The 16,980-nt window shown below is 55.2% G+C and carries 19 protein-coding genes and 1 tRNA gene; 14 read left to right on the plus strand and 6 right to left on the minus strand.

Annotated features, from left to right (window positions below):
- Nucleotides 1–145 precede the first annotated feature (145 nt).
- From CCALI_RS11285 to ruvA, 6 genes are all read left to right on the plus strand, one after another.
- The gene (locus CCALI_RS11285; protein ID WP_016483614.1) at nt 146–1,489 is read left to right on the plus strand and encodes a Gfo/Idh/MocA family protein; all 1,344 of its coding nucleotides are present in this window, start codon (nt 146–148) and stop codon (nt 1,487–1,489) included.
- The gene (locus CCALI_RS11290) at nt 1,486–2,409 is read left to right on the plus strand and encodes a sugar phosphate isomerase/epimerase family protein (protein ID WP_016483615.1); all 924 of its coding nucleotides are present in this window, start codon (nt 1,486–1,488) and stop codon (nt 2,407–2,409) included. Before CCALI_RS11285 ends, CCALI_RS11290 begins: the two co-directional genes overlap by 4 nt.
- A gap of 223 nt (nt 2,410–2,632) precedes the next feature.
- Nucleotides 2,633–3,445, plus strand: a complete 813-nt coding sequence (locus CCALI_RS11295) for a M50 family metallopeptidase (RefSeq protein ID WP_016483616.1) — start codon at nt 2,633–2,635, stop codon at nt 3,443–3,445.
- Between the two features lie 13 nt (nt 3,446–3,458).
- Nucleotides 3,459–3,683 carry a double zinc ribbon domain-containing protein gene (locus CCALI_RS16205; RefSeq protein WP_155850545.1) on the plus strand — a complete coding sequence of 75 codons (225 nt, stop codon included), beginning with the start codon at nt 3,459–3,461 and terminating at the stop codon, nt 3,681–3,683.
- Nucleotides 3,684–3,919: 236 nt separating this feature from the next.
- Complete coding sequence (gene hisG / locus CCALI_RS11300; protein ID WP_016483617.1) at nt 3,920–4,798, plus strand: ATP phosphoribosyltransferase; 879 nt, start codon at nt 3,920–3,922, stop codon at nt 4,796–4,798.
- 4 nt (nt 4,799–4,802) lie between these two features.
- Nucleotides 4,803–5,429 (plus strand): Holliday junction branch migration protein RuvA, encoded by a 627-nt coding sequence (gene ruvA, locus CCALI_RS11305; protein ID WP_016483618.1) that lies wholly within the window; start codon nt 4,803–4,805, stop codon nt 5,427–5,429.
- A 223-nt stretch (nt 5,430–5,652) separates the two neighbouring features.
- Here the strand turns inward: ruvA and CCALI_RS11310 are convergent, their stop codons facing one another.
- The 4 genes from CCALI_RS11310 to CCALI_RS11325 are packed head-to-tail and all read right to left on the minus strand — an operon-like array spanning nt 5,653 to nt 8,097.
- Nucleotides 5,653–6,240 (minus strand): sigma-70 family RNA polymerase sigma factor, encoded by a 588-nt coding sequence (locus CCALI_RS11310; RefSeq protein WP_016483619.1) that lies wholly within the window; start codon nt 6,238–6,240, stop codon nt 5,653–5,655.
- 45 nt (nt 6,241–6,285) lie between these two features.
- Nucleotides 6,286–6,933: a DsbA family protein gene (locus CCALI_RS11315; protein WP_172636652.1), complete on the minus strand. Its 648-nt coding sequence runs from the start codon at nt 6,931–6,933 to the stop codon at nt 6,286–6,288.
- A 22-nt stretch (nt 6,934–6,955) separates the two neighbouring features.
- A complete protein-coding gene (locus CCALI_RS11320; RefSeq protein WP_016483621.1) occupies nt 6,956–7,588 on the minus strand; it encodes a type II secretion system protein in 633 nt (210 codons plus the stop codon).
- Nucleotides 7,585–8,097: a HEAT repeat domain-containing protein gene (locus CCALI_RS11325; protein ID WP_075163117.1), complete on the minus strand. Its 513-nt coding sequence runs from the start codon at nt 8,095–8,097 to the stop codon at nt 7,585–7,587. Before CCALI_RS11325 ends, CCALI_RS11320 begins: the two co-directional genes overlap by 4 nt.
- A gap of 657 nt (nt 8,098–8,754) precedes the next feature.
- Here CCALI_RS11325 and CCALI_RS11330 point away from each other — a divergent pair.
- From CCALI_RS11330 to CCALI_RS11340, 3 genes are all read left to right on the plus strand, one after another.
- A complete protein-coding gene (locus CCALI_RS11330) occupies nt 8,755–9,342 on the plus strand; it encodes an RNA polymerase sigma factor (protein WP_016483623.1) in 588 nt (195 codons plus the stop codon).
- Between the two features lie 2 nt (nt 9,343–9,344).
- Entirely contained in the window at nt 9,345–9,662 is a 318-nt protein-coding gene (locus CCALI_RS11335) for an anti-sigma factor family protein (RefSeq protein WP_016483624.1), read from the plus strand.
- 93 nt (nt 9,663–9,755) lie between these two features.
- The gene (locus CCALI_RS11340; protein ID WP_016483625.1) at nt 9,756–10,733 is read left to right on the plus strand and encodes a UTP--glucose-1-phosphate uridylyltransferase; all 978 of its coding nucleotides are present in this window, start codon (nt 9,756–9,758) and stop codon (nt 10,731–10,733) included.
- A 164-nt stretch (nt 10,734–10,897) separates the two neighbouring features.
- Here CCALI_RS11340 and CCALI_RS11345 read toward each other — a convergent pair whose 3' ends face one another.
- Both CCALI_RS11345 and CCALI_RS11350 read right to left on the minus strand, forming a co-directional pair.
- Entirely contained in the window at nt 10,898–11,098 is a 201-nt protein-coding gene (locus CCALI_RS11345; protein ID WP_016483626.1) for a hypothetical protein, read from the minus strand.
- 97 nt (nt 11,099–11,195) lie between these two features.
- On the minus strand, nt 11,196–12,746 hold the full coding sequence (locus tag CCALI_RS11350) for a PDZ domain-containing protein (RefSeq protein WP_016483627.1): 1,551 nt from the start codon (nt 12,744–12,746) through the stop codon (nt 11,196–11,198).
- Between the two features lie 229 nt (nt 12,747–12,975).
- On the opposite strand from CCALI_RS11350, the gene CCALI_RS11355 reads away from it, so the two are divergent.
- From CCALI_RS11355 to CCALI_RS11375, 5 genes are all read left to right on the plus strand, one after another.
- Nucleotides 12,976–13,048: transfer RNA gene (locus tag CCALI_RS11355), tRNA-Pro, on the plus strand.
- A gap of 101 nt (nt 13,049–13,149) precedes the next feature.
- Entirely contained in the window at nt 13,150–13,998 is an 849-nt protein-coding gene (locus CCALI_RS11360) for a phytanoyl-CoA dioxygenase family protein (RefSeq protein WP_016483628.1), read from the plus strand.
- Between the two features lie 17 nt (nt 13,999–14,015).
- Entirely contained in the window at nt 14,016–14,426 is a 411-nt protein-coding gene (locus CCALI_RS11365; protein ID WP_016483629.1) for a hypothetical protein, read from the plus strand.
- A complete protein-coding gene (locus tag CCALI_RS11370; protein ID WP_016483630.1) occupies nt 14,423–16,234 on the plus strand; it encodes an alpha amylase family protein in 1,812 nt (603 codons plus the stop codon). Before CCALI_RS11365 ends, CCALI_RS11370 begins: the two co-directional genes overlap by 4 nt.
- The gene (locus CCALI_RS11375) at nt 16,231–16,980 is read left to right on the plus strand and encodes a 3-keto-disaccharide hydrolase (protein ID WP_016483631.1); all 750 of its coding nucleotides are present in this window, start codon (nt 16,231–16,233) and stop codon (nt 16,978–16,980) included. The genes CCALI_RS11370 and CCALI_RS11375 overlap by 4 nt, the downstream gene beginning before the upstream one ends.

Below are 16,980 nucleotides of genomic sequence, written 5' to 3' on the forward strand. Positions count from 1 at the left end.
GCCTCGCGCTCGGCTTAAATTATAGTCCATGTTAGAAGCTCGCGACAAGACACTCCTAGCAGTGTAAAGCGGAGAAGCAGGAAAGCGGAGAACGAATGAGGAAGTTATTGGCAGTTATTTTGGTTTTCCTGCGAGGAGAACATAGATGAAGAGAGAAGAGATGAGCCGACGAAAGTTTTTGCAGGCTACCGGTGGGGCTGTTGCAGCAACGGCGCTAGGCGCGGCCACCGAGGCGAAAGCGGCGCCTAAACGCAAGCGGGTCTCTGCGAACGACAAAGTGGTGCTGGGCTTTATTGGGGTGGCAGGGCGCGGTTACGGCGCTCACATGCAGACGTTCGGGCAGATGGAGGACGTCGAGATAGGGGCCGTCTGCGATGTTTACCAGCCGTATCTTGATCGGGCAGTAAAGTTTACCGACGGCAAAGCGAAAGCCTATCATGATTTCCGGCAACTTCTGGAGCAGAAAGATATTGACGCGGTGGTGATCGCGACTCCGCCGCATTGGCACGCCATTATCTCCATTTTAGCCTGTGAAGCGGGTAAGGATGTTTATTGTGAGAAGCCGATGAGCCGGTACCCCATGGAGGCCCTTATGATGGCGCGTGCCGCGCGCGTCTACAAACGCGTTACCCAAGTAGGGACGCAGATTCACGCCACGGAGAACTATCATCGGTGCGTTAACATCGTGCGATCCGGTGCATTGGGGCCGATTACGGCGGTTACCAACATCTGCACTATGAACGACGATTCCGAGGGTCTCGATCATCCGCCCGATAGCGATCCGCTGCCGGGTTTGGACTGGGACTTCTGGCTGGGGCCTGCTCCCAAAGTGCCGTTCAATATCGGGCGCTTTCGCGATGGCATGCATCGCTACTTCAAGGATTACGTCAACAGTTGGTTGCATGAGCTGGGCCCGCACATCGTCGATCTGCCCGTGTGGGCGCTTGAACTAGGGGCTCCTCTGGCCGTGTCTGCCAGCGGAGGGCGTTTTGCTACGACCAGTATCGCCGATGTGCCCGACACCCTGCACGTGATCTGGGAGTATCCCAATATGAATATGACCTGGATTCTCATGCAGCAGAGCCGGTTCAATTTCGGTGTAGGTGAAATGGGGCCTTATCGCCAGCTGGGCATTGTTTTCCATGGAAAAGATGCGACACTCATCGCCAACTACGATCTCTGCCAGGTCATAGACAAAAACGGCAAGCCGGTGGAGCGAACGGACTATCCTGTGGTGGTACCGCCCTCGCCGGGGCATTGGCGCGAGTTTATAGACTGCATTAAGACGCGCCAGCAGCCCTCTTGCAACTTCGAGGCGCACCTGCCCCTTCATCTCGCCCTCAACCTGGCGCATACGTCTCTTTATGCGAATCGCAAGATCCATTGGGATAACACCAAATTTGAGGTCATCGGCGATCGGGAGGCCAACCATCTGCTGATGCCGCCCTATCGGGCCCCGTGGAAACTTCCTATGGTGAAAGAATCATGAGGCCTAACCGTTCAGAAAGCGATGCGGGCCTCAGTCGGCGAACCTTTGTTGGGGGAGCGGCTGGCACAGCGCTGTTGGCCGGTGCTGTTGGCGCACAGGTGGCTGCGCCGAAAGCGGAGCGTGGCCCTCACAAGGCGGTGCTCTACTCTATGCTGCCGGGGAACCTCACGGTAGAAGATCGAATGAAACTGGCGCGCGATGTGGGGTTTGAGGGGGTGGAGGCTCCGCCGCTAGCCGACCCCAAAGAGCAGGAGCGCCTGCGGGCTGCTGCCGAGGCGGCCGGGATACGCATTCATTCGGTGATCTACGGCGGGTGGGACCCGCCGCTCTCCAGCCCCGACCCGCAAGCGGCCGCACAGAGCTTGAAAAATGCCGAGGCCGCCCTTCGATGCGCCAAAGCGCTTGGGGCCGATGATATTCTGCTGGTGCCCGCTGTGGTGGATGCCCGAACGCGCTACGTGGAGGCCTATCGTCGTGCGCAACAGGCCATCCGGCGTCTCGTGCCTTTCGCAGAGCAACTGCAAGTCAAAATCTGCCTAGAGGAGGTTTGGAACAACTTCCTGTTAAGTCCGCTGGAGTTTGCGGCGTTTGTCGACTCGTTTCACAGTCCTTGGGTGGGGGCCTATTTCGATGTGGGCAACGTGGTTCCTTTTGCTTGGCCACAGGACTGGATTCGCACCTTAGGGCATCGCATTCAGAAGGTACATCTTAAGGACTTTAAAGGAGGACCCGGGCTTTTTGGCGGTATCGGTGGTCATTTTGTGAACCTTCTCGAAGGCAGCATTGATTGGCCGGAGGTGCGGCGCGCCTTTGCCGAGATCGGTTATACCGGCTACATGACCACCGAGCTTGCCGGTGGCGATGCGGCCTATCTGCGCGATGTGAGCCAGCGGGTAGACAAAATTTTGGCAGGTAGCTGAAGTGCGGGCGTAACGCCTTGCGCCCGCACGTTCGCAGCTCTTTAGCGGGGAGTGCGGCGGCCCTATTGCCAGTCGGTTTTCTGTAAACCGGTCATACGGCTCGGAGGCAGATCGTCGGTCGCGTCAAGCGTAAAAACCGATGCCTTTTAGGCGTGCGCTTGTTGACGGGGTGAAGCCATTTGCTTTGGAATTACGTAGAGGAGTGTAGGAGAAGACAATTTCTATGAACAGCTCCCCTTTCTCAGGTTCGGGCAGCCCGCAAGATGCAGGGGCGCCTAGGTCGGTACGCTCTGGGATAGACCCACTCGTCCGGTCACGCCTTATGCTGTTGCTCGCCACCGCCGTAACGGTGGTCTTACTCTTTGTTCCCTATGCGCAGCAGCTTCTCTATCCTCTACGGCTCTTTGTTACCTTTGTCCATGAGAGTGGCCATGCGTTGGCCACCGTCCTTACCGGTGGGCAGGTGGAGTACATTCGCATTGCCCCATCCGGCAGCGGCGTCACCTACTCTGTGGTGTCCCCTTGGGCGCAGGGCCTTGTCGACTCGGCGGGCTATTTAGGCGCCACTCTATTTGGGGCGCTGCTGTTGCAGTTTGGGCGTCTATCGCGGTGGCGACATGCGGGCCGGGCGGTTCTTTATGCGGTTGCCGCCTACCTGCTCTGTGTGGTGCTATTGTGGTGTAATCCGCTTCATAGCGGCGCTTTTACTTTTATTGCTGGGCTATCGGTTGTGGCTCTGCTGCTTTTGGCGGGGCGATTTGCCTCGCCGCAGGTTGCCGAGTTTTTGGCGGCTTTTCTGGCCGTGCAGTGCTGTTTGGACGCGCTTATCGATCTGCGGGTGCTTATTGGGCTTACGGCCAACGATCTTGGTCAGAACGATGCCACCAACATGGCGCATGCTGTGGGGCTTACGCCCACTTTTTGGGCGGTGCTATGGGCTTTGGTGGCGATAGGCATTCTCATGCTTTCCGTCCTCAGCTATTGGCGCGGAACCTCGCGAAGGAAGAGACAAGTTCCCATGGGGGCGGGTTTGTGAGGGGGTAGAAACGATGTTTTCACAAAAGAGGCACGTCCCCAAACAGAGGTCGGAGGAGGCGAGCGCATGCGAGCATTGTGGAGCGCTGGTTTATGGGGACACGCGGCGCTGCCCCCAATGCGGCCATTTCCCCATAAAGCTTCACCTGTGTCCGCGTTGTAAAACCATCAGCGCCGCCGATGCCGAACGCTGCTGGCGCTGTGGCCACGTGTTTTTGCCGGATCACGACTATCTGTAGCTTGGGTGTCGAAAGCGGCCAGGAGACCAGGCCGTTTAAGAAGGGCTCTCTGACCTAAGCTGACTTCCTGTTCGGTTGGAAAAGGAGGCTATCTTGCCGATTTTCAGAGGGCCTCCCAAAACATTCACGCTGGGACGTGCGAACGGGGCGGCTGTTGTTTTGCGGAAACGGCCTGAGAGGCTTTTGCAGGGTAAGGTATACTACGATAACTCCCTAATTCATCGAGGACGAGAGACGTGGAAAGAAAGTTACGTATTGGGATACCTAAAGGAAGTCTACAAGAATCCACCTTTGCCTTCTTCAAAAAGGCCGGTTATGAGTTTCGCATGAGCAGCGGGCGATCGTACCACCCTACGGTGGATGATCCGGAGCTAGAGCCGCTGTTAATACGCCCCCAGGAGATACCTCGCTATGTGGAGCAGGGCATTCTTGATGCAGGCCTTACGGGCAAGGACTGGATAGAGGACAATGGGGCTGATGTGGAGGAGGTGGCGGAGTTTGTCTACTCCAAAGCCACGCTCAACCCCATTCGCGTGGTGTTGGCGGCCAAGAACGATTCGGGCATCAACTCGGTGCACGATCTGGAAGGCAAGCGCATTGCTACCGAATATGTGCGATTAACCGAGCGCTATCTGCAAAGGCATGGAGTGCACGCGCAGGTGGAGTTTTCATGGGGCGCTTGTGAGGTAAAGGTGCCGGAGCTGGCCGACGCCATCGTCGTGAACACGGAGACGGGAAGCAGCCTGCGCGCCCATGATCTCAAGATTGTGGACGTTTTGTTGGTCTCCACAACTCGCCTTATTGTGAATCGCGCTGCATGGAAAGACGAGTGGAAGCGCGCCAAAGTCGAAAACATCGCCATGTTGTTGCAGGGCGCGCTTAACGCGGAGCAGCTTGTGGGGCTAAAGATGAACGTGCCCAAAGCCGATCTCGAAAGCATCACCTCTCTGCTGCCCGCCCTGCGCAACCCGACGGTTTCTCCTTTGGCCGATCCGAACTGGGTGGCCATCGAGATCATCGTGGCGGAGAACACGGTAAGAGATCTCTTGCCGCGGCTAAAACGGGCGGGCGCTGAGGGCATTGTGGAGTACCCATTAAATAAGGTGATCTACTGAAACCATGATCGCGCAGCTTCGTGGGCGGGTGGTACGGGCGGATGCTGGTGCGGTGGTGCTGGACGTCGCTGGGGTGGGCTATCTGGTGCATGTGCCGACTCCGCTGCTTGCCAGCCTAAGCGCGTGCGAAGGCGATGTTACGCTGCTAACGCACCTGGTGGTAAGGGAAGATGAGCTGTCGCTGTACGGCTTTTCGCGCATCACGGAGCTGCAGATATTTCGGCTGTTGCTGGGCGTAAGCGGCGTGGGACCTAAGGCCGCTTTGGCCTTGCTTTCGGCGCTAGATGAGGGAGAACTGGCTCGTGCCCTGGCCACAGGCGATATCAAACGGCTTACCCAAGTGCCCGGTGTGGGGCCGAAACTGGCGCAGCGGCTTAGCCTAGAGCTGGGAGATAAGGTTTCGGTGCTCGCTTTCGAGCAACGTATAGAACAGGCCACCGGCACCGCTCAGAGAACGGCCTTAGAAAACGCGGCCTGGGAAGATGCCATCGAGGGGCTGGTGGCTTTGGGCTATAGCCGTGCGGATGCTCGGCGAGCCATTGAGCGCGTCTTTCCCGATCTGCCCGATCGAACCGACGCCGCTGCGCTGCTTCAAGCGGGCCTGAAGCTGCTTACTTCACGAAGGCAGTAGGCACAGCTTTCCTTTACAGGGTCGTTTGGCTGCATGGGGTGTAAGCCGGTGCTAGCTGGCCCGGGTTGTAGACCATGGCACGCCACCAGCAAATCCACCGCACAGAACTTGATTGGGAGCAGGTGCACCGAGCTACCGAGGTTCAATCGCCGAGTGATCCAAACAGAGGTCTCTCTCAAATACATCTGCTTGTGCTTGTTTCATGGGCAGAATAACGCACTTGCTAGGAGGCATTGTCGTTCTCTACGTTGGTAGTCGTATCCTCTTCGCTTGGAGAGTAGTTGGCCTCATCTTGAAGCGGAGAGGCGCCATCTACGCTGCGACATGCTTCTTGATAGCGTGCCCGAATGTGTTGGCATGCCCTCTCGTAGCGCTTCGCCACTGTGGGATATTGGAGTTCAAGTATCTCAGCGATGGTTTTGAGGTCGTTGCCCGATAGGACGAGGAGGATAATTTGGCGCTCTACTGGAGGAAGCGTTTGGGCGAGTTGAAGGATGCAGACCGTCTGATCTGTGTGGTCGAAGTCTTTGTCGAGGGTGATATCTCTATCGAGAATGTAGGCTAACTGTTCTTGGATGCTACGTTGATGTCTCTTGGTGCGTTGTGTGTCAATAAGATAGTTTTTTCCCGTTTTCAACAGCCAGGCGACAAGTTCGTGGTCGGGTAGATCCTGTTTATGATGCTCATAGCAGCGTGTCCAAGCTTCCTGAACAGCTTCCAGAAGTTCCTCTTGGTTTGGTGCGTGGGCGCGCAGCTTGCGACAGACCTCTTGATAGAGCTTAGAAAAATCTCGTTCACCATCATTGTTCATAGCTATCTTGCTCTTCGTTTTGAGTGACGTGGACAGATTTTGCATTTATAATGGCACGAAATTCCTTACTTGCTCGATATTAGTGAGGCGGTAAACCCTGTTTTGTGGTGTGATGAGTAGAAAAAATGGGGTTCCTGTAAGGCCGCACCGTTTGGCGATAGCAACATCCTCTGCAATAGCCCGACGTGCGTAGGACTCGTCCTGTTGAAGCTGGATTTTAGAGAGGTGTAGTGACTGCAGAAGGGTGTTAAGCCAAGCAGATGAGAGCGAAATTTGATTGGCATAGATTGCATCATGAAAAAGCAAAAATTTACCGTGTCTTTTGGCAACTTCGGCTACCACGGCCGCTTGCATAGCAAGAGGATGAATGGATTCGATAGGGAAGTTTCGAAAGACGAACCTTAGTCGGCCTTTGCTGTGTTGTATGAGAGACGGGATACGAGTTGCGGCATAGTAACAGGGAGGGCATTGATAATCGCCAAATTCAACAAGAGTAAAGGGAGCGTGGGGATCGCCAAAAAATTCTGGATGTGCCCCAATAACAAGCGTTGGGGCAATGGCAATGGGGGTAGGAGGCGGCGAGATACGCCGAGCATCCTCCACGATTTTGTGGATCGTGAAGCTTAGTGCCGACAGAGAGATAAACGCAAGTAAGCCAACCAACAACACGTCTCTATTGCGCACGAATATCATTTGCATGTATCCCTCTCTCGGCTCATGGTAAGAACGCGTATAGAGGAATATGTGTGTAGAGGTAATCGTCGGAAACTGTTTTTACATGAAAGTCGGCAAAGAGAACGTTGGAACGTATATAGAGGGAGGGAGGAATTCCATAACTACCGTGCCACGGTTGTATGTCGGAGACTATGATGGCCTCTGCGGGGTCATGATAGTACTGCTCCGTTTGATGAAAAAGTGCAGGCCACTGTCCATAGTACTCATAGCTGCAGCCGTAGACGCGATACATCTGCCAAATAGGGCCTGTGCCCGGCAAATGGTACTCTGCGGGGCAATGAAATACTTCATGGCTTTTTAGGTAAGGATAGAGCAGAGCGACATAGTCCCCCATTTTGAGAAGATAAGGAATATAAGGAGAGTCCAGCTGGTCTGGAGGTGCAGTCAGCGCAAATTGTCTTGTAAAATTGTCGATGGCATAAGGATAGTAGCCATCATAGTCGTGTTGGTAGAGGGCGATGGCAACCCCTTGTTGATGGAGATTGGAGAGGCACTGTGAGGTAAGCGCTGCTTTACGGGCACGAGCAAAAACCGGCAGGAGCAGTGCTGCCAAAATCGAGAGAATGGCGATGACGACGAGCAACTCAATGAGGGTAAACCCCGCTCTTTTCATGGCTGTACTCCTTTATCGTATTTAAGAATGAGGGAAGCCTCTGAGCGAACGTCTTCATTCGGATCGAAGAGAAGGCGTTCTGCCTCCTGAGCACCTAGTTGAGGGTTCATCGCATTAAGATGACGCAAGGCGAAAATCCGTACATACGGGTCTGGATCGGAGAGTTTGGTTTGAATCAGCCTCTGCGCCTCTACTGCGTAGGGAGTGTGTCTTAATTGTGTAAGCGCGTCAATAGCTCGCATGCGAATAATAGAGGGTCTATTAGAGGCTTCATAGTTAAGAAACGTCTTTATCTGAGCCATGTCGGCGGATGATAAAGAGTGTGTATGACGAGCTTTCATATCAATATCACGAGCCCTAACATAGACGGTTGGGTCCATGCCGGTGGCTCGAGCCAACCTAGCTTCAGGGCTCCAATGGGTGTGGTAGTAAGGCCAAAAGAGGATCACGCCCACAAGCACACCTAGGGCGATCCCGATGCCAATAGCAAAGAGTTTCTTGCGACTCATATTTTTTTCGTCCACTTGGATGGGAGGAGGGTTATTCTGATGGTGACAATAACCCTCCAGACCCTTCTGAATTTTACCACGGTGTAACTTTAAGGCATAGGGGGCTAGTTGGCAGAAACCGGGCAGCAAGCTGCACAGTGATCCTCCTCTAGCCCACTGGAACTGCAGTATGTATGACAACAGTCCAGACAGTCTGGATCAGTAGCGCAGTGTNTGTTGNNGTAGCAATCCGGACAGGGACGGATTGAAGTGTTAGGCGTCTGCACAGCCCATGTGGGTGCCCCGAGGCAGCCGAGGGTTAGAACCAAAGCGGTTAGAAACGCCGCAAGCAGATGGCGCAGAAGCATTTTTATACCTTCTTGAAACTAACGCTATTCAGCACATTGCTTGTAGTTTACCCCCTATAGGGCGATAAACTATATTATAAACGTTTGACGGGGCTGTTTTTAGACAGACGGCCAAAAAAATTTTTGAATTTTAGCTCCCTGAAACTGAAAACTAAAAACGAAAAATGAACGCTCAACGAGAGAGGCGTGGCGGAGACTTGGAGTAGGTCGAACGAACAAAGAGCCGCGTCCGCAGTGCCCAAAAGGGGATATAATGGAAGAGATGCAAAGGGTTGACGACACTTTTGCTTCGCAGGGAGCGTCGTAACAGATGGAGGAACTTGGGGCACCGCGAGATGATGAAGATAGGGGGCCGGGGAGCCTTTTCGAACAGCGTCTGGTGCTGCGCCTGCAGTCTGGCAGCCGAGAGGCCCTCGATACCCTTTTTGAGATGTACGTGCACCAGGTCTACGCGTATGCCTATCATCTGCTGCGCAACCGCGAGGATGCAGAGGAGGTGACCTCGGAGGCGTTTCTACGGGCGTTTGAACGCGCGTTTTCGTTTCGAGGGGAGGCCCCGTTTCGGGCTTGGCTGTTCGGCATCGTTCGTAATCTATGTAGAGATCGCCTGCGCCAACCGCGTCTGCTGTTGTTAGAGGCTCAGGACATGGAGGCTCAGGAGGATTGCCGTCAGCCCTATCGGCAGGTGGAAGACGTTTTGCTGGTGCGTCAGGCGCTAGAGCAGCTGCCTGAAGACCAGCGAACGGTGCTGATGCTCTGCGACGTGGAGGAGTGGGATGCGCGAGAGGCCGCCGTGATGTTGGGGCGTTCTGTGGAGGCGACGAAATCCCTGCTCTATCGGGCGCGACGCTCCCTCTGCCGGACGCTCACGGCGATGTTGGAGGAAGATAAAGGCTAAAAATGCGATGTGACGATGTGGAAACGTTTATTGACCTGGCCGTAGACGGCGTTTTGCCGGATGAGGCCAAACAGCGTTTGGAGCGGCATCTGTTGCGCTGTGGCCGATGTGCGCATCGGTTGAAGGCGTTGGAGGTGGCACGGACGATGGTGTGGCAAGCGGTTCCTAAAGCCGAGCCTTCACCAGCCTATTTGGAGCGCGCACAAGCGCGGTTGCAGGCCCATTTTGAGTCGCTGTTTCCAAAAACAGAGCCGCCCTCGCCGACACAGCGTCTGCTCCCTTTTCTCCAAGACGATACAACCAACAAATCAAGCCATTAACGACGAAAGGAGGTTTCTGCGAAAGCGCGTTTTCGAAAGATAAACCAAACGTTAGTTCAAAGCCAACGAAACGCGCTTTCCCAAAAGGTTTCTATGAGCAAAGTTCGAAAGGCGGTCATTACCGCAGCCGGACGCGGCACCCGTATGTATCCGGCTACCAACACCATTCAGAAAGAGATGCTGCCGCTTATGGATCGCGATGGCATCTGCAAACCGGCCATACAGATCATCATCGAGGAGGCACTGGAAAGTGGCATCGAGGAGGTTTGCTTGGTCGTTAATCCGACAAACTACCCGCAGATAAAACAGCATTTCCGGCCTTTGACCAACGAGGAGATACGCCTTTTTAAAGGAAAGGATTGGGCTTTGCTGCAATCGGCGCGATTACAGCAGATCGCGGCTCGACTGACCTTTGTCGTGCAAGAAAGCCCAGAGGGCTTTGGGCATGCGGTCTACCTCACGCATGAGTGGGTGGGGGATGAGCCGTTTTTGTTGATGCTGGGCGACCACATCTACACCACTGGGGAGCAAAAGCGATGCGCCCGCCAAATTATGGATATCTATGACCGATATGGCTGTTCCGTCTCCGCCGTGCAGCAGACCCCATCGGAGTTGCTTCACCTGTTCGGCACCGTCTGCGGGGAGCGCATAGCGGAACAGCCTCCTGTCTACGAGGTGCACGCTATCTATGAAAAGCCCACCATCGAGTATGCCGAAAAGCATCTACGGCAAGCGGGCCTCCTGCATGGGATGTATCTCTGTTTCTTTGGTATGCATATTTTTACGCCAGCCATTTTCGAGAGCCTAAAATATGCCATTGATAACGACCTTCGAGAGAAAGGTGAGTTCCAGCTAACAAGCGCGCAGGAGCGGGCACGGGCAGCCGGCGAGCGGGTCATCGCTTTTGAGGCGGTAGGCGATCGGCACGATATCGGCATACCGTTTGGGTATGCACAGACACAGGCGGCGCTTGCCCTCAACTCCGTTTACAAAGAGCAGATGTTGGCGGCTCTAGTGCGCGCTTTGGCGGTGCCCCAAAAGCAGGTTCCCGAACCGTTCCGGCAGGACTAGAAAGGGGGACGGCACCACTTGCCTGCACGCCTCACCCTCCGCTTCCCTTCCCTCCCACGGTTTGGGCGTGCAGGCAGGCAGATTCATCCGCGGTTTCCTGCCAGCGCCCAAAAGAAAAACCCGCACGCTTTTGTGCGGGTTCTTCTCCCAAAGGTGAGCAGCGGTTATTCGATAAGGTGTTGGCGCACCATATAGCGATAGATGGCGGCGCGCTCCTCGCGCGAGAAGGGGCGCACCTCTTCACACACCTGAAGCTTATATTGGTTGCACCAGAAAACGAACTGCTCATCCGAGAAGCTATAGAGCCAGTCCGGCACTCGAATGTTGTCTTTTGACTCTTGAGTGTCGGTAATCGTCTGTGCCATCTTTGTATCCTTACCTTTTACTGTTTTTGGAGAATGTTCTTGAAGTGGGGTAGCCCCCACTTCAAGAATCCGTTTTCATGGTGCGTTCGGTTCGGCGTTAGTACAGGGTGACGAAGAGCACCAACGTCTCGCCTGGTCCGTTGGAAGAGAACCGTCGCACCGTTACCCGCACCGTGGCACCAGAGGGTTCCGCAGCGAGCGCATCAGAGAGAGCTTGCGCATCTTTAACGGGCTTTCCATTGATGGCGATGATCACATCTCCCTGTTGAATGCCAGCGTCAGCGGCGGGGCTATTCGGGTAGACATTCACCACCAAGACACCGCTTTTCACCTCGTCGTTCAGCTGGAACTTCTTGCGGAGATCGGGGTCTGTTACATCGCCGATCTCGATGCCCATGCGTCCACGCGCCTTTCTCATCTCTTGCTGCTGTTGCGGTTGCTCGGTTTGATCGGAAGGCGCCTCGCCCACGGTGACATTCAATGTGAGGTCATGTCCATTTCGGTAGACCTCTACGGGAACGGTTGTACCTGGCGCCGTTCGGGCCACGAGGTCACGGAAGCTGGCCTCGTCGGTGACGGGCTGATTGTTAAATCGGATGACCACATCGCCAGCCTGTATTCCTGCCTTTGCAGCGGGGCTGCCGTCCTCCACCATCTGGATGAAGGCTCCCTGTTTAACCCCAAGCATTTGCGACTGATCGTAGTTGAGGGTTGAGGGCACCACGCCGAGGTAGCCCCGTACGACGCGGCCTTTGGAGATCAACTGGTCCATCACATAGCGCACGGTGTTGGAGGGGATGGCGAAGCCTATACCAACGTTTCCGCCTGTCTGACTTTCAATGGCCGTGTTGATCCCGATGACGCGCCCATAGATATCCACGAGGGGGCCGCCGGAGTTGCCAGGGTTGATGCTGGCATCGGTCTGAATGAGGTCTGGATAGTAGTAGCCATTGGTTCCCTCACTGACCTCAAAGTGCCGATGCAGCGAGGAGACGATCCCCATCGTCATGGTGTCGCTGAGCTCAAAGGGGCTTCCAAAGGCTAGGGCGATCTCGCCCACCTTCACGTCGTCGGAGTTAGCGAACTGCACAGCGGGCAGATTATCCGCATTGATTTTGATTAAGGCAAGGTCGCTGCGTGGATCGCGATAGACCTTCCCCACAAAGGTGCGTCCGTCCATCAACTGAACCGTCACCTTATCGGCGCCGGCCACCACGTGGTCGTTGGTGATGACATAGCCATCGCTACGCACGATGACCCCGGAGCCGGCGGCTGTGGCCCGCTGAGGAAACGAAGGAACGTTAGGGACAGGCTGAATTTGAATGTTTGGGAAAGGCCCTCCGTTGGGTGGAAATTGAAATTGAGGAATTTGGGGCACAACAAACGGGTTGCCATTAATGGAGATATTCCTCAAGGTATGGACGCTCTTAATCATCACCACAGAGGGTCTCAGCTTTTGGGCTACGCGTACTAGATCCTCTTGTAGGCTAAGCGTTGATGCGGAGGGCTGTACCGGAGCGGGGCCGGTTTGTGCGTCGTTATCTGCCGTTTGGGCGGGTTTTGCATGAAAACCCAAAGCCACGGCACCTGCAGCCAAAAGCACCACAGGAAACCACAGAACGCTAGACGGTTTTCGGTATTGGAGCATATGTATTCTCACCTCAACAAAAGGTTTTGGGTCGCCTCGCTCCTTAGTTTGTAGGACAAATGGAGCAAGGAAAAGTTTCACCAATTTTTGTGTAACTGTTGCGATAGCAAGGCGGCCGCATTGCTACAAGTCCATACGAGTATTGACGGCTTGCATGTTTCCGTCTCTTTACAAGGGCTAGGCCGTTGGAGTAAAATAGATCGCGGCAGAGCGCCGTTCCGCTGAAAATCGGGGTGTAGCTCAGTTGGTAGAGTACACGTCTGGGGGGCGTGTGGTCGCTGGTTCGAGTCCAGTCACCCCGATAAAACTGGGCACTTCCACTAAGGAAGTGCCCAGCTTATGTTTTTTGGGCTAAATTTGGAGTAGAATTTTAGAGGAGACTCGAACTGTGGGAGGTTCCCGAATGCGGATCGAACTGACAGATGAGCAGATCGCCTTCTATCGAGAGAACGGTTTTCTGGTGATCGAGAATTTTTTGGATGCCGACGAGCTTCAACTATGGCGAGAGGTCACGGAAGAGGCTGTGGCGCAACGCTTGGAGGCGGCCGGTAGGGCCGGCTTTAGCGCGGATAGACCGGAGACGCTGGTCAACCAAGCCGACCCTGATGCCTACTATGCCCAGGTTTTTGTGCAGTGCGTGCGGTTAGCGGATACTCATGAGGGCATGGCCAAGTTAATGCTGGATGAGCGTCTCGGCAAAATAGCGGGCACTTTGGCCGGGGTGGATGGCATTCGCATTTGGCACGATCAGGCGCTCATTAAACCTCCCTATGGCAACCCTACTGCCTGGCACCTGGACGTTCCCTACTGGTCGTTCTTCTCACGCGATGCCATTTCCCTATGGGTTGCGCTGGACGACGCCACTCTTGCCAACGGTTGCTTGTGGTATCTGCCCGGGACACACAAGTTGGCCACTGAGAAGAACGTAGGGATCGGGCATAACATGGGGGATCTGTTCAAGATATACCCTGAATGGAAACAGATCGAGGCCGTGCCGGCGGCCTGTCCAGCGGGGAGCGCTGTATTCCATAATGGGCTTACAGCCCACGCTGCTGGACCTAACATGACCCCGCGCCCGCGTCGCGCGATGACCTGTGCCTACATGCCGGATGGTTGTCGGTTCAACGGGCAGCGTAATGTGCTTCCACCGGATTATTTCGCTTCGCTGAAAGTGGGCGACCTGTTGAACAACGACCGCCAAAACCCTCTTATTTGGAGTGCGAAGCGGCAGACGACTGCCGGCGTATCCTAAGAAGCGCGGAGGGGATTTTGCAACAGGACATCTATCGTTTTTGGGGAACCATCGGGTTCGCTGTGGGTATCCTGATTGAGCTGGTGGTGGGACTGTTTTTATCGAGCGGCACGCATCAAGCTCTGCTCAATCCGACAGGCCCGCGTCCAGAGGTCTCGGTGGTTCCCTTTTGGCAGCTCTCTCTTCTTCCCCTCTTCTTATCGTTTATTGGGGCCTTTATTACCGGCGTCGGCGCCATCACGCTGGTTCGTGCGAAGGGGTTTCCACCGATTTTAGGTGGGCTATGTTTTATGCCACCCACTCTGGGAATCGTCTGCTACTATCTCTATCTCACCGGTATTGCGGTCGTCTGCATTCTGCCGCGCCGTAAGGTGATGTGGGGTGAGACCCCCAAAACTCCCTCTGAAACCACCAAGAAAGCGCCATGAGGTTCAGGATACAACGCTGCTATTGCGTGCTGATAGGCTCCTTTTTGCTCTGCGTTAAGCCAGCCTCTGCTCAGGAGATACCCGATATCGCACGTCGCATTGTGGGCGCCATCGGCGCTCAAGAACGCATGTTGTGGGTAGATGGAACCGCTAATATCACGCGCACCCTGATGGTGAACGGCCACCCGGAGGTTGTGGACTACTCCACAACGCAGGCCGGCGTGGAAGCCATTGTGGCCCATTGTAAAGCGGCGCATATCAACACCCTTGTTGTAGATGTGAAACCGTTGGCTGGTCTCACGCTTTACGATAGCCGTGTGGCGCCTCGAATGCAGGTGTGGCAAGGACATCCGCTCCCCAATTTTGACATCCTTGCGGCATTTGTACAGGCCGGCCACAAAGCGGGGCTGCAGGTGGATGCCGATATTAATATTCTTAGTGAGGGGCATAAGTACTACCAGGTAGGGCCGGCGTATGCGCACCCCGATTGGCAGTCGGTGACCTACACGGTGGACCGGGGCCTTATCGCACCGGACGGAAGCCGTCTCCCGATCTATGTCGAGGGCGAGCCTTCCGCCTCCAATCGCGCCAAGGTGCTTCCTCAAGATACGATGGTGCTATCGCAGGAAGCAGAGGCCATGGTGGGATTAGAGACCACCGGCAGCGATCTGAACCGCTCATCGAATGCGTCCTCGAACACAGCGGTTGGCCAACAGCTCAATCTGGTGATTGATAAAGACGACCGCGTGACCGGTTTTGTAGATAGTGCTCTTTTAGGAGATAATCCGTTAAGTGCGCCCGACGAGGGCTATCTTATCTCGGCGACCAGGGCCTCCGATCAGCAGTGGATAGGGATGCACCTTACGCCGGGCGCCATCGTACGTTTCGACCTTCAAACGCCCCTGGTGCCGATCGCCCAGGCAGCCAATGAAAAGGTGGCCTGCTTTGTGAACCCGCTGAATCCGGACGTTCGTCGTTATGAGCTGGCGATGGTGCGCGATATCGCGAGCCGCTACGATATAGATGGGTTTGTGCTCGATAGATGCCGCTACGCCGATTTCTACAACGATTTCAGCGACATTACCCGCCGTGCTTTCGAACAGTACATCGGACATCCGGTAGCCCATTGGCCGGAAGATATCTATCGGTTCTCTCCCCATCCGGGTGACCCCATTATCCCCGGTCCCCTCTATTCGCAATGGATTCGGTTTCGTGCGCAGACGATACGCGATTTCGCTGCCGATGTGGTGAGAACGGTGCATGCGGTTAAACCGGGGTTGCCGGTGGGAACCTATGTTGGCTCTTGGTACCCGGCCTACTACCCTGTGGGGGTCAACTGGGGCAGCCCTTGGACGCCTCTGCACTATAGCTGGTTCCCCGATGGCTACCCTGATACGGGCTATGCCGAGCTGTTCACGTGGGTTTCTACAGGATGTTACTATCCGATTGCTACCGAGGAAGAGGCTATACGCCAAGGGAAGAGCAGAGACCTCACCGTGGAAGGGGCGGCACGCATCTCTCGCCTGGCATTGGCGAACGGCACTCTGCTCTATCCGGGAATCTATGTTCCAGACTATGAGGGGCATCCTGAAGAGATGATTCGCGCCCTTCAAGCGGCTGCGCGCCAAGGTGAGGGATGGATGATCTTCGATCTGTCCTATATTGACCAGTTCAACTGGTGGCCTTATCTGGAAGAGGCCTATCCTGCCGACGCCCTGCCTCCCGAACGATTACCTGATATACTGACAGCCATTCGCAGTGCCCGTGGTGCACTGCCACCACCCAATGGAGGAGAGGTTCGCCAATGAAACGTTTCGTTCTTTTGTTTGTCGCTCTGTTCGTGCTGAGCGGTCCTGCACTAAAGGCTCAGGAAACACCGACCAAGAAGTTTATTCCCCCGCACGGCCCAACACGCCCTGTGCCGCCGCCTCGCAACGCCATTGTGTTGTTCGATGGAAAGAACACGGATGCTTGGACTCAGCTAGATGGCAGTCCAGTGAAATGGGATTTAAGCGATGGCGTACTCACCGTGAAGCCTGGAACGGGCAACATCATCACCAAGCAGAAGTTCGGCGACTATCGCCTGCATGTGGAGTTTCGGATTCCCTATATGCCGGACGCACATGGCCAGGCACGGGGCAATAGCGGTGTCTATAATCATGGCCTCTATGAGGTACAAATTCTCGATTCGGTGAACAATCCTACCTACTTTGCGGGAGGATGTGGTGCCATCTACGGCCAGCGCGACCCCGATGAGAATGCGGCGCTGCCACCGGGACAGTGGCAGTCGTACGACATTATTTTTCGGGCTCCTCGTTTCGACGCCAATGGTAACCTCATCGAAAAGCCACGAATCACCGTAATATGGAATGGGGTTAAGGTGCACGATAACGTGGAGATACAAGGCCCTACCACCGCAAGCCTGCCCGGGCCTATGGTAGCCACCGGGCCCATTATGCTGCAAGACCATGGCTGCCCAGTGAGTTTTCGGGACATATGGATCGTGCCCCTAAAAAATGCCCTGCCGAACCCGCCTAAAAAGGCGGACAAATAA

Source organism: Chthonomonas calidirosea T49 (assembly GCF_000427095.1).
Taxonomy (GTDB): Bacteria; Armatimonadota; Chthonomonadetes; order Chthonomonadales; family Chthonomonadaceae; genus Chthonomonas; species Chthonomonas calidirosea.

What these genes read in the sequence shown, in the direction of transcription:
- ruvA (WP_016483618.1), top strand. Translation starts at nt 4,803, where the DNA reads ATGATCGCGCAGCTTCGTGGGCGGGTGGTACGGGCGGATGCTGGTGCG.
- CCALI_RS11360 (WP_016483628.1), top strand. Translation starts at nt 13,150, where the DNA reads ATGCGGATCGAACTGACAGATGAGCAGATCGCCTTCTATCGAGAGAAC.
- CCALI_RS11340 (WP_016483625.1), top strand. Translation starts at nt 9,756, where the DNA reads ATGAGCAAAGTTCGAAAGGCGGTCATTACCGCAGCCGGACGCGGCACC.
- CCALI_RS16205 (WP_155850545.1), top strand. Translation starts at nt 3,459, where the DNA reads ATGTTTTCACAAAAGAGGCACGTCCCCAAACAGAGGTCGGAGGAGGCG.
- CCALI_RS11330 (WP_016483623.1), top strand. Translation starts at nt 8,755, where the DNA reads ATGGAGGAACTTGGGGCACCGCGAGATGATGAAGATAGGGGGCCGGGG.
- CCALI_RS11325 (WP_075163117.1), bottom strand. Translation starts at nt 8,097, where the DNA reads ATGAGTCGCAAGAAACTCTTTGCTATTGGCATCGGGATCGCCCTAGGT.
- CCALI_RS11315 (WP_172636652.1), bottom strand. Translation starts at nt 6,933, where the DNA reads ATGATATTCGTGCGCAATAGAGACGTGTTGTTGGTTGGCTTACTTGCG.
- CCALI_RS11310 (WP_016483619.1), bottom strand. Translation starts at nt 6,240, where the DNA reads ATGAACAATGATGGTGAACGAGATTTTTCTAAGCTCTATCAAGAGGTC.
- CCALI_RS11370 (WP_016483630.1), top strand. Translation starts at nt 14,423, where the DNA reads ATGAGGTTCAGGATACAACGCTGCTATTGCGTGCTGATAGGCTCCTTT.
- CCALI_RS11290 (WP_016483615.1), top strand. Translation starts at nt 1,486, where the DNA reads ATGAGGCCTAACCGTTCAGAAAGCGATGCGGGCCTCAGTCGGCGAACC.
- CCALI_RS11375 (WP_016483631.1), top strand. Translation starts at nt 16,231, where the DNA reads ATGAAACGTTTCGTTCTTTTGTTTGTCGCTCTGTTCGTGCTGAGCGGT.
- CCALI_RS11345 (WP_016483626.1), bottom strand. Translation starts at nt 11,098, where the DNA reads ATGGCACAGACGATTACCGACACTCAAGAGTCAAAAGACAACATTCGA.
- CCALI_RS11320 (WP_016483621.1), bottom strand. Translation starts at nt 7,588, where the DNA reads ATGAAAAGAGCGGGGTTTACCCTCATTGAGTTGCTCGTCGTCATCGCC.
- CCALI_RS11285 (WP_016483614.1), top strand. Translation starts at nt 146, where the DNA reads ATGAAGAGAGAAGAGATGAGCCGACGAAAGTTTTTGCAGGCTACCGGT.
- CCALI_RS11295 (WP_016483616.1), top strand. Translation starts at nt 2,633, where the DNA reads ATGAACAGCTCCCCTTTCTCAGGTTCGGGCAGCCCGCAAGATGCAGGG.
- CCALI_RS11350 (WP_016483627.1), bottom strand. Translation starts at nt 12,746, where the DNA reads ATGCTCCAATACCGAAAACCGTCTAGCGTTCTGTGGTTTCCTGTGGTG.
- CCALI_RS11335 (WP_016483624.1), top strand. Translation starts at nt 9,345, where the DNA reads ATGCGATGTGACGATGTGGAAACGTTTATTGACCTGGCCGTAGACGGC.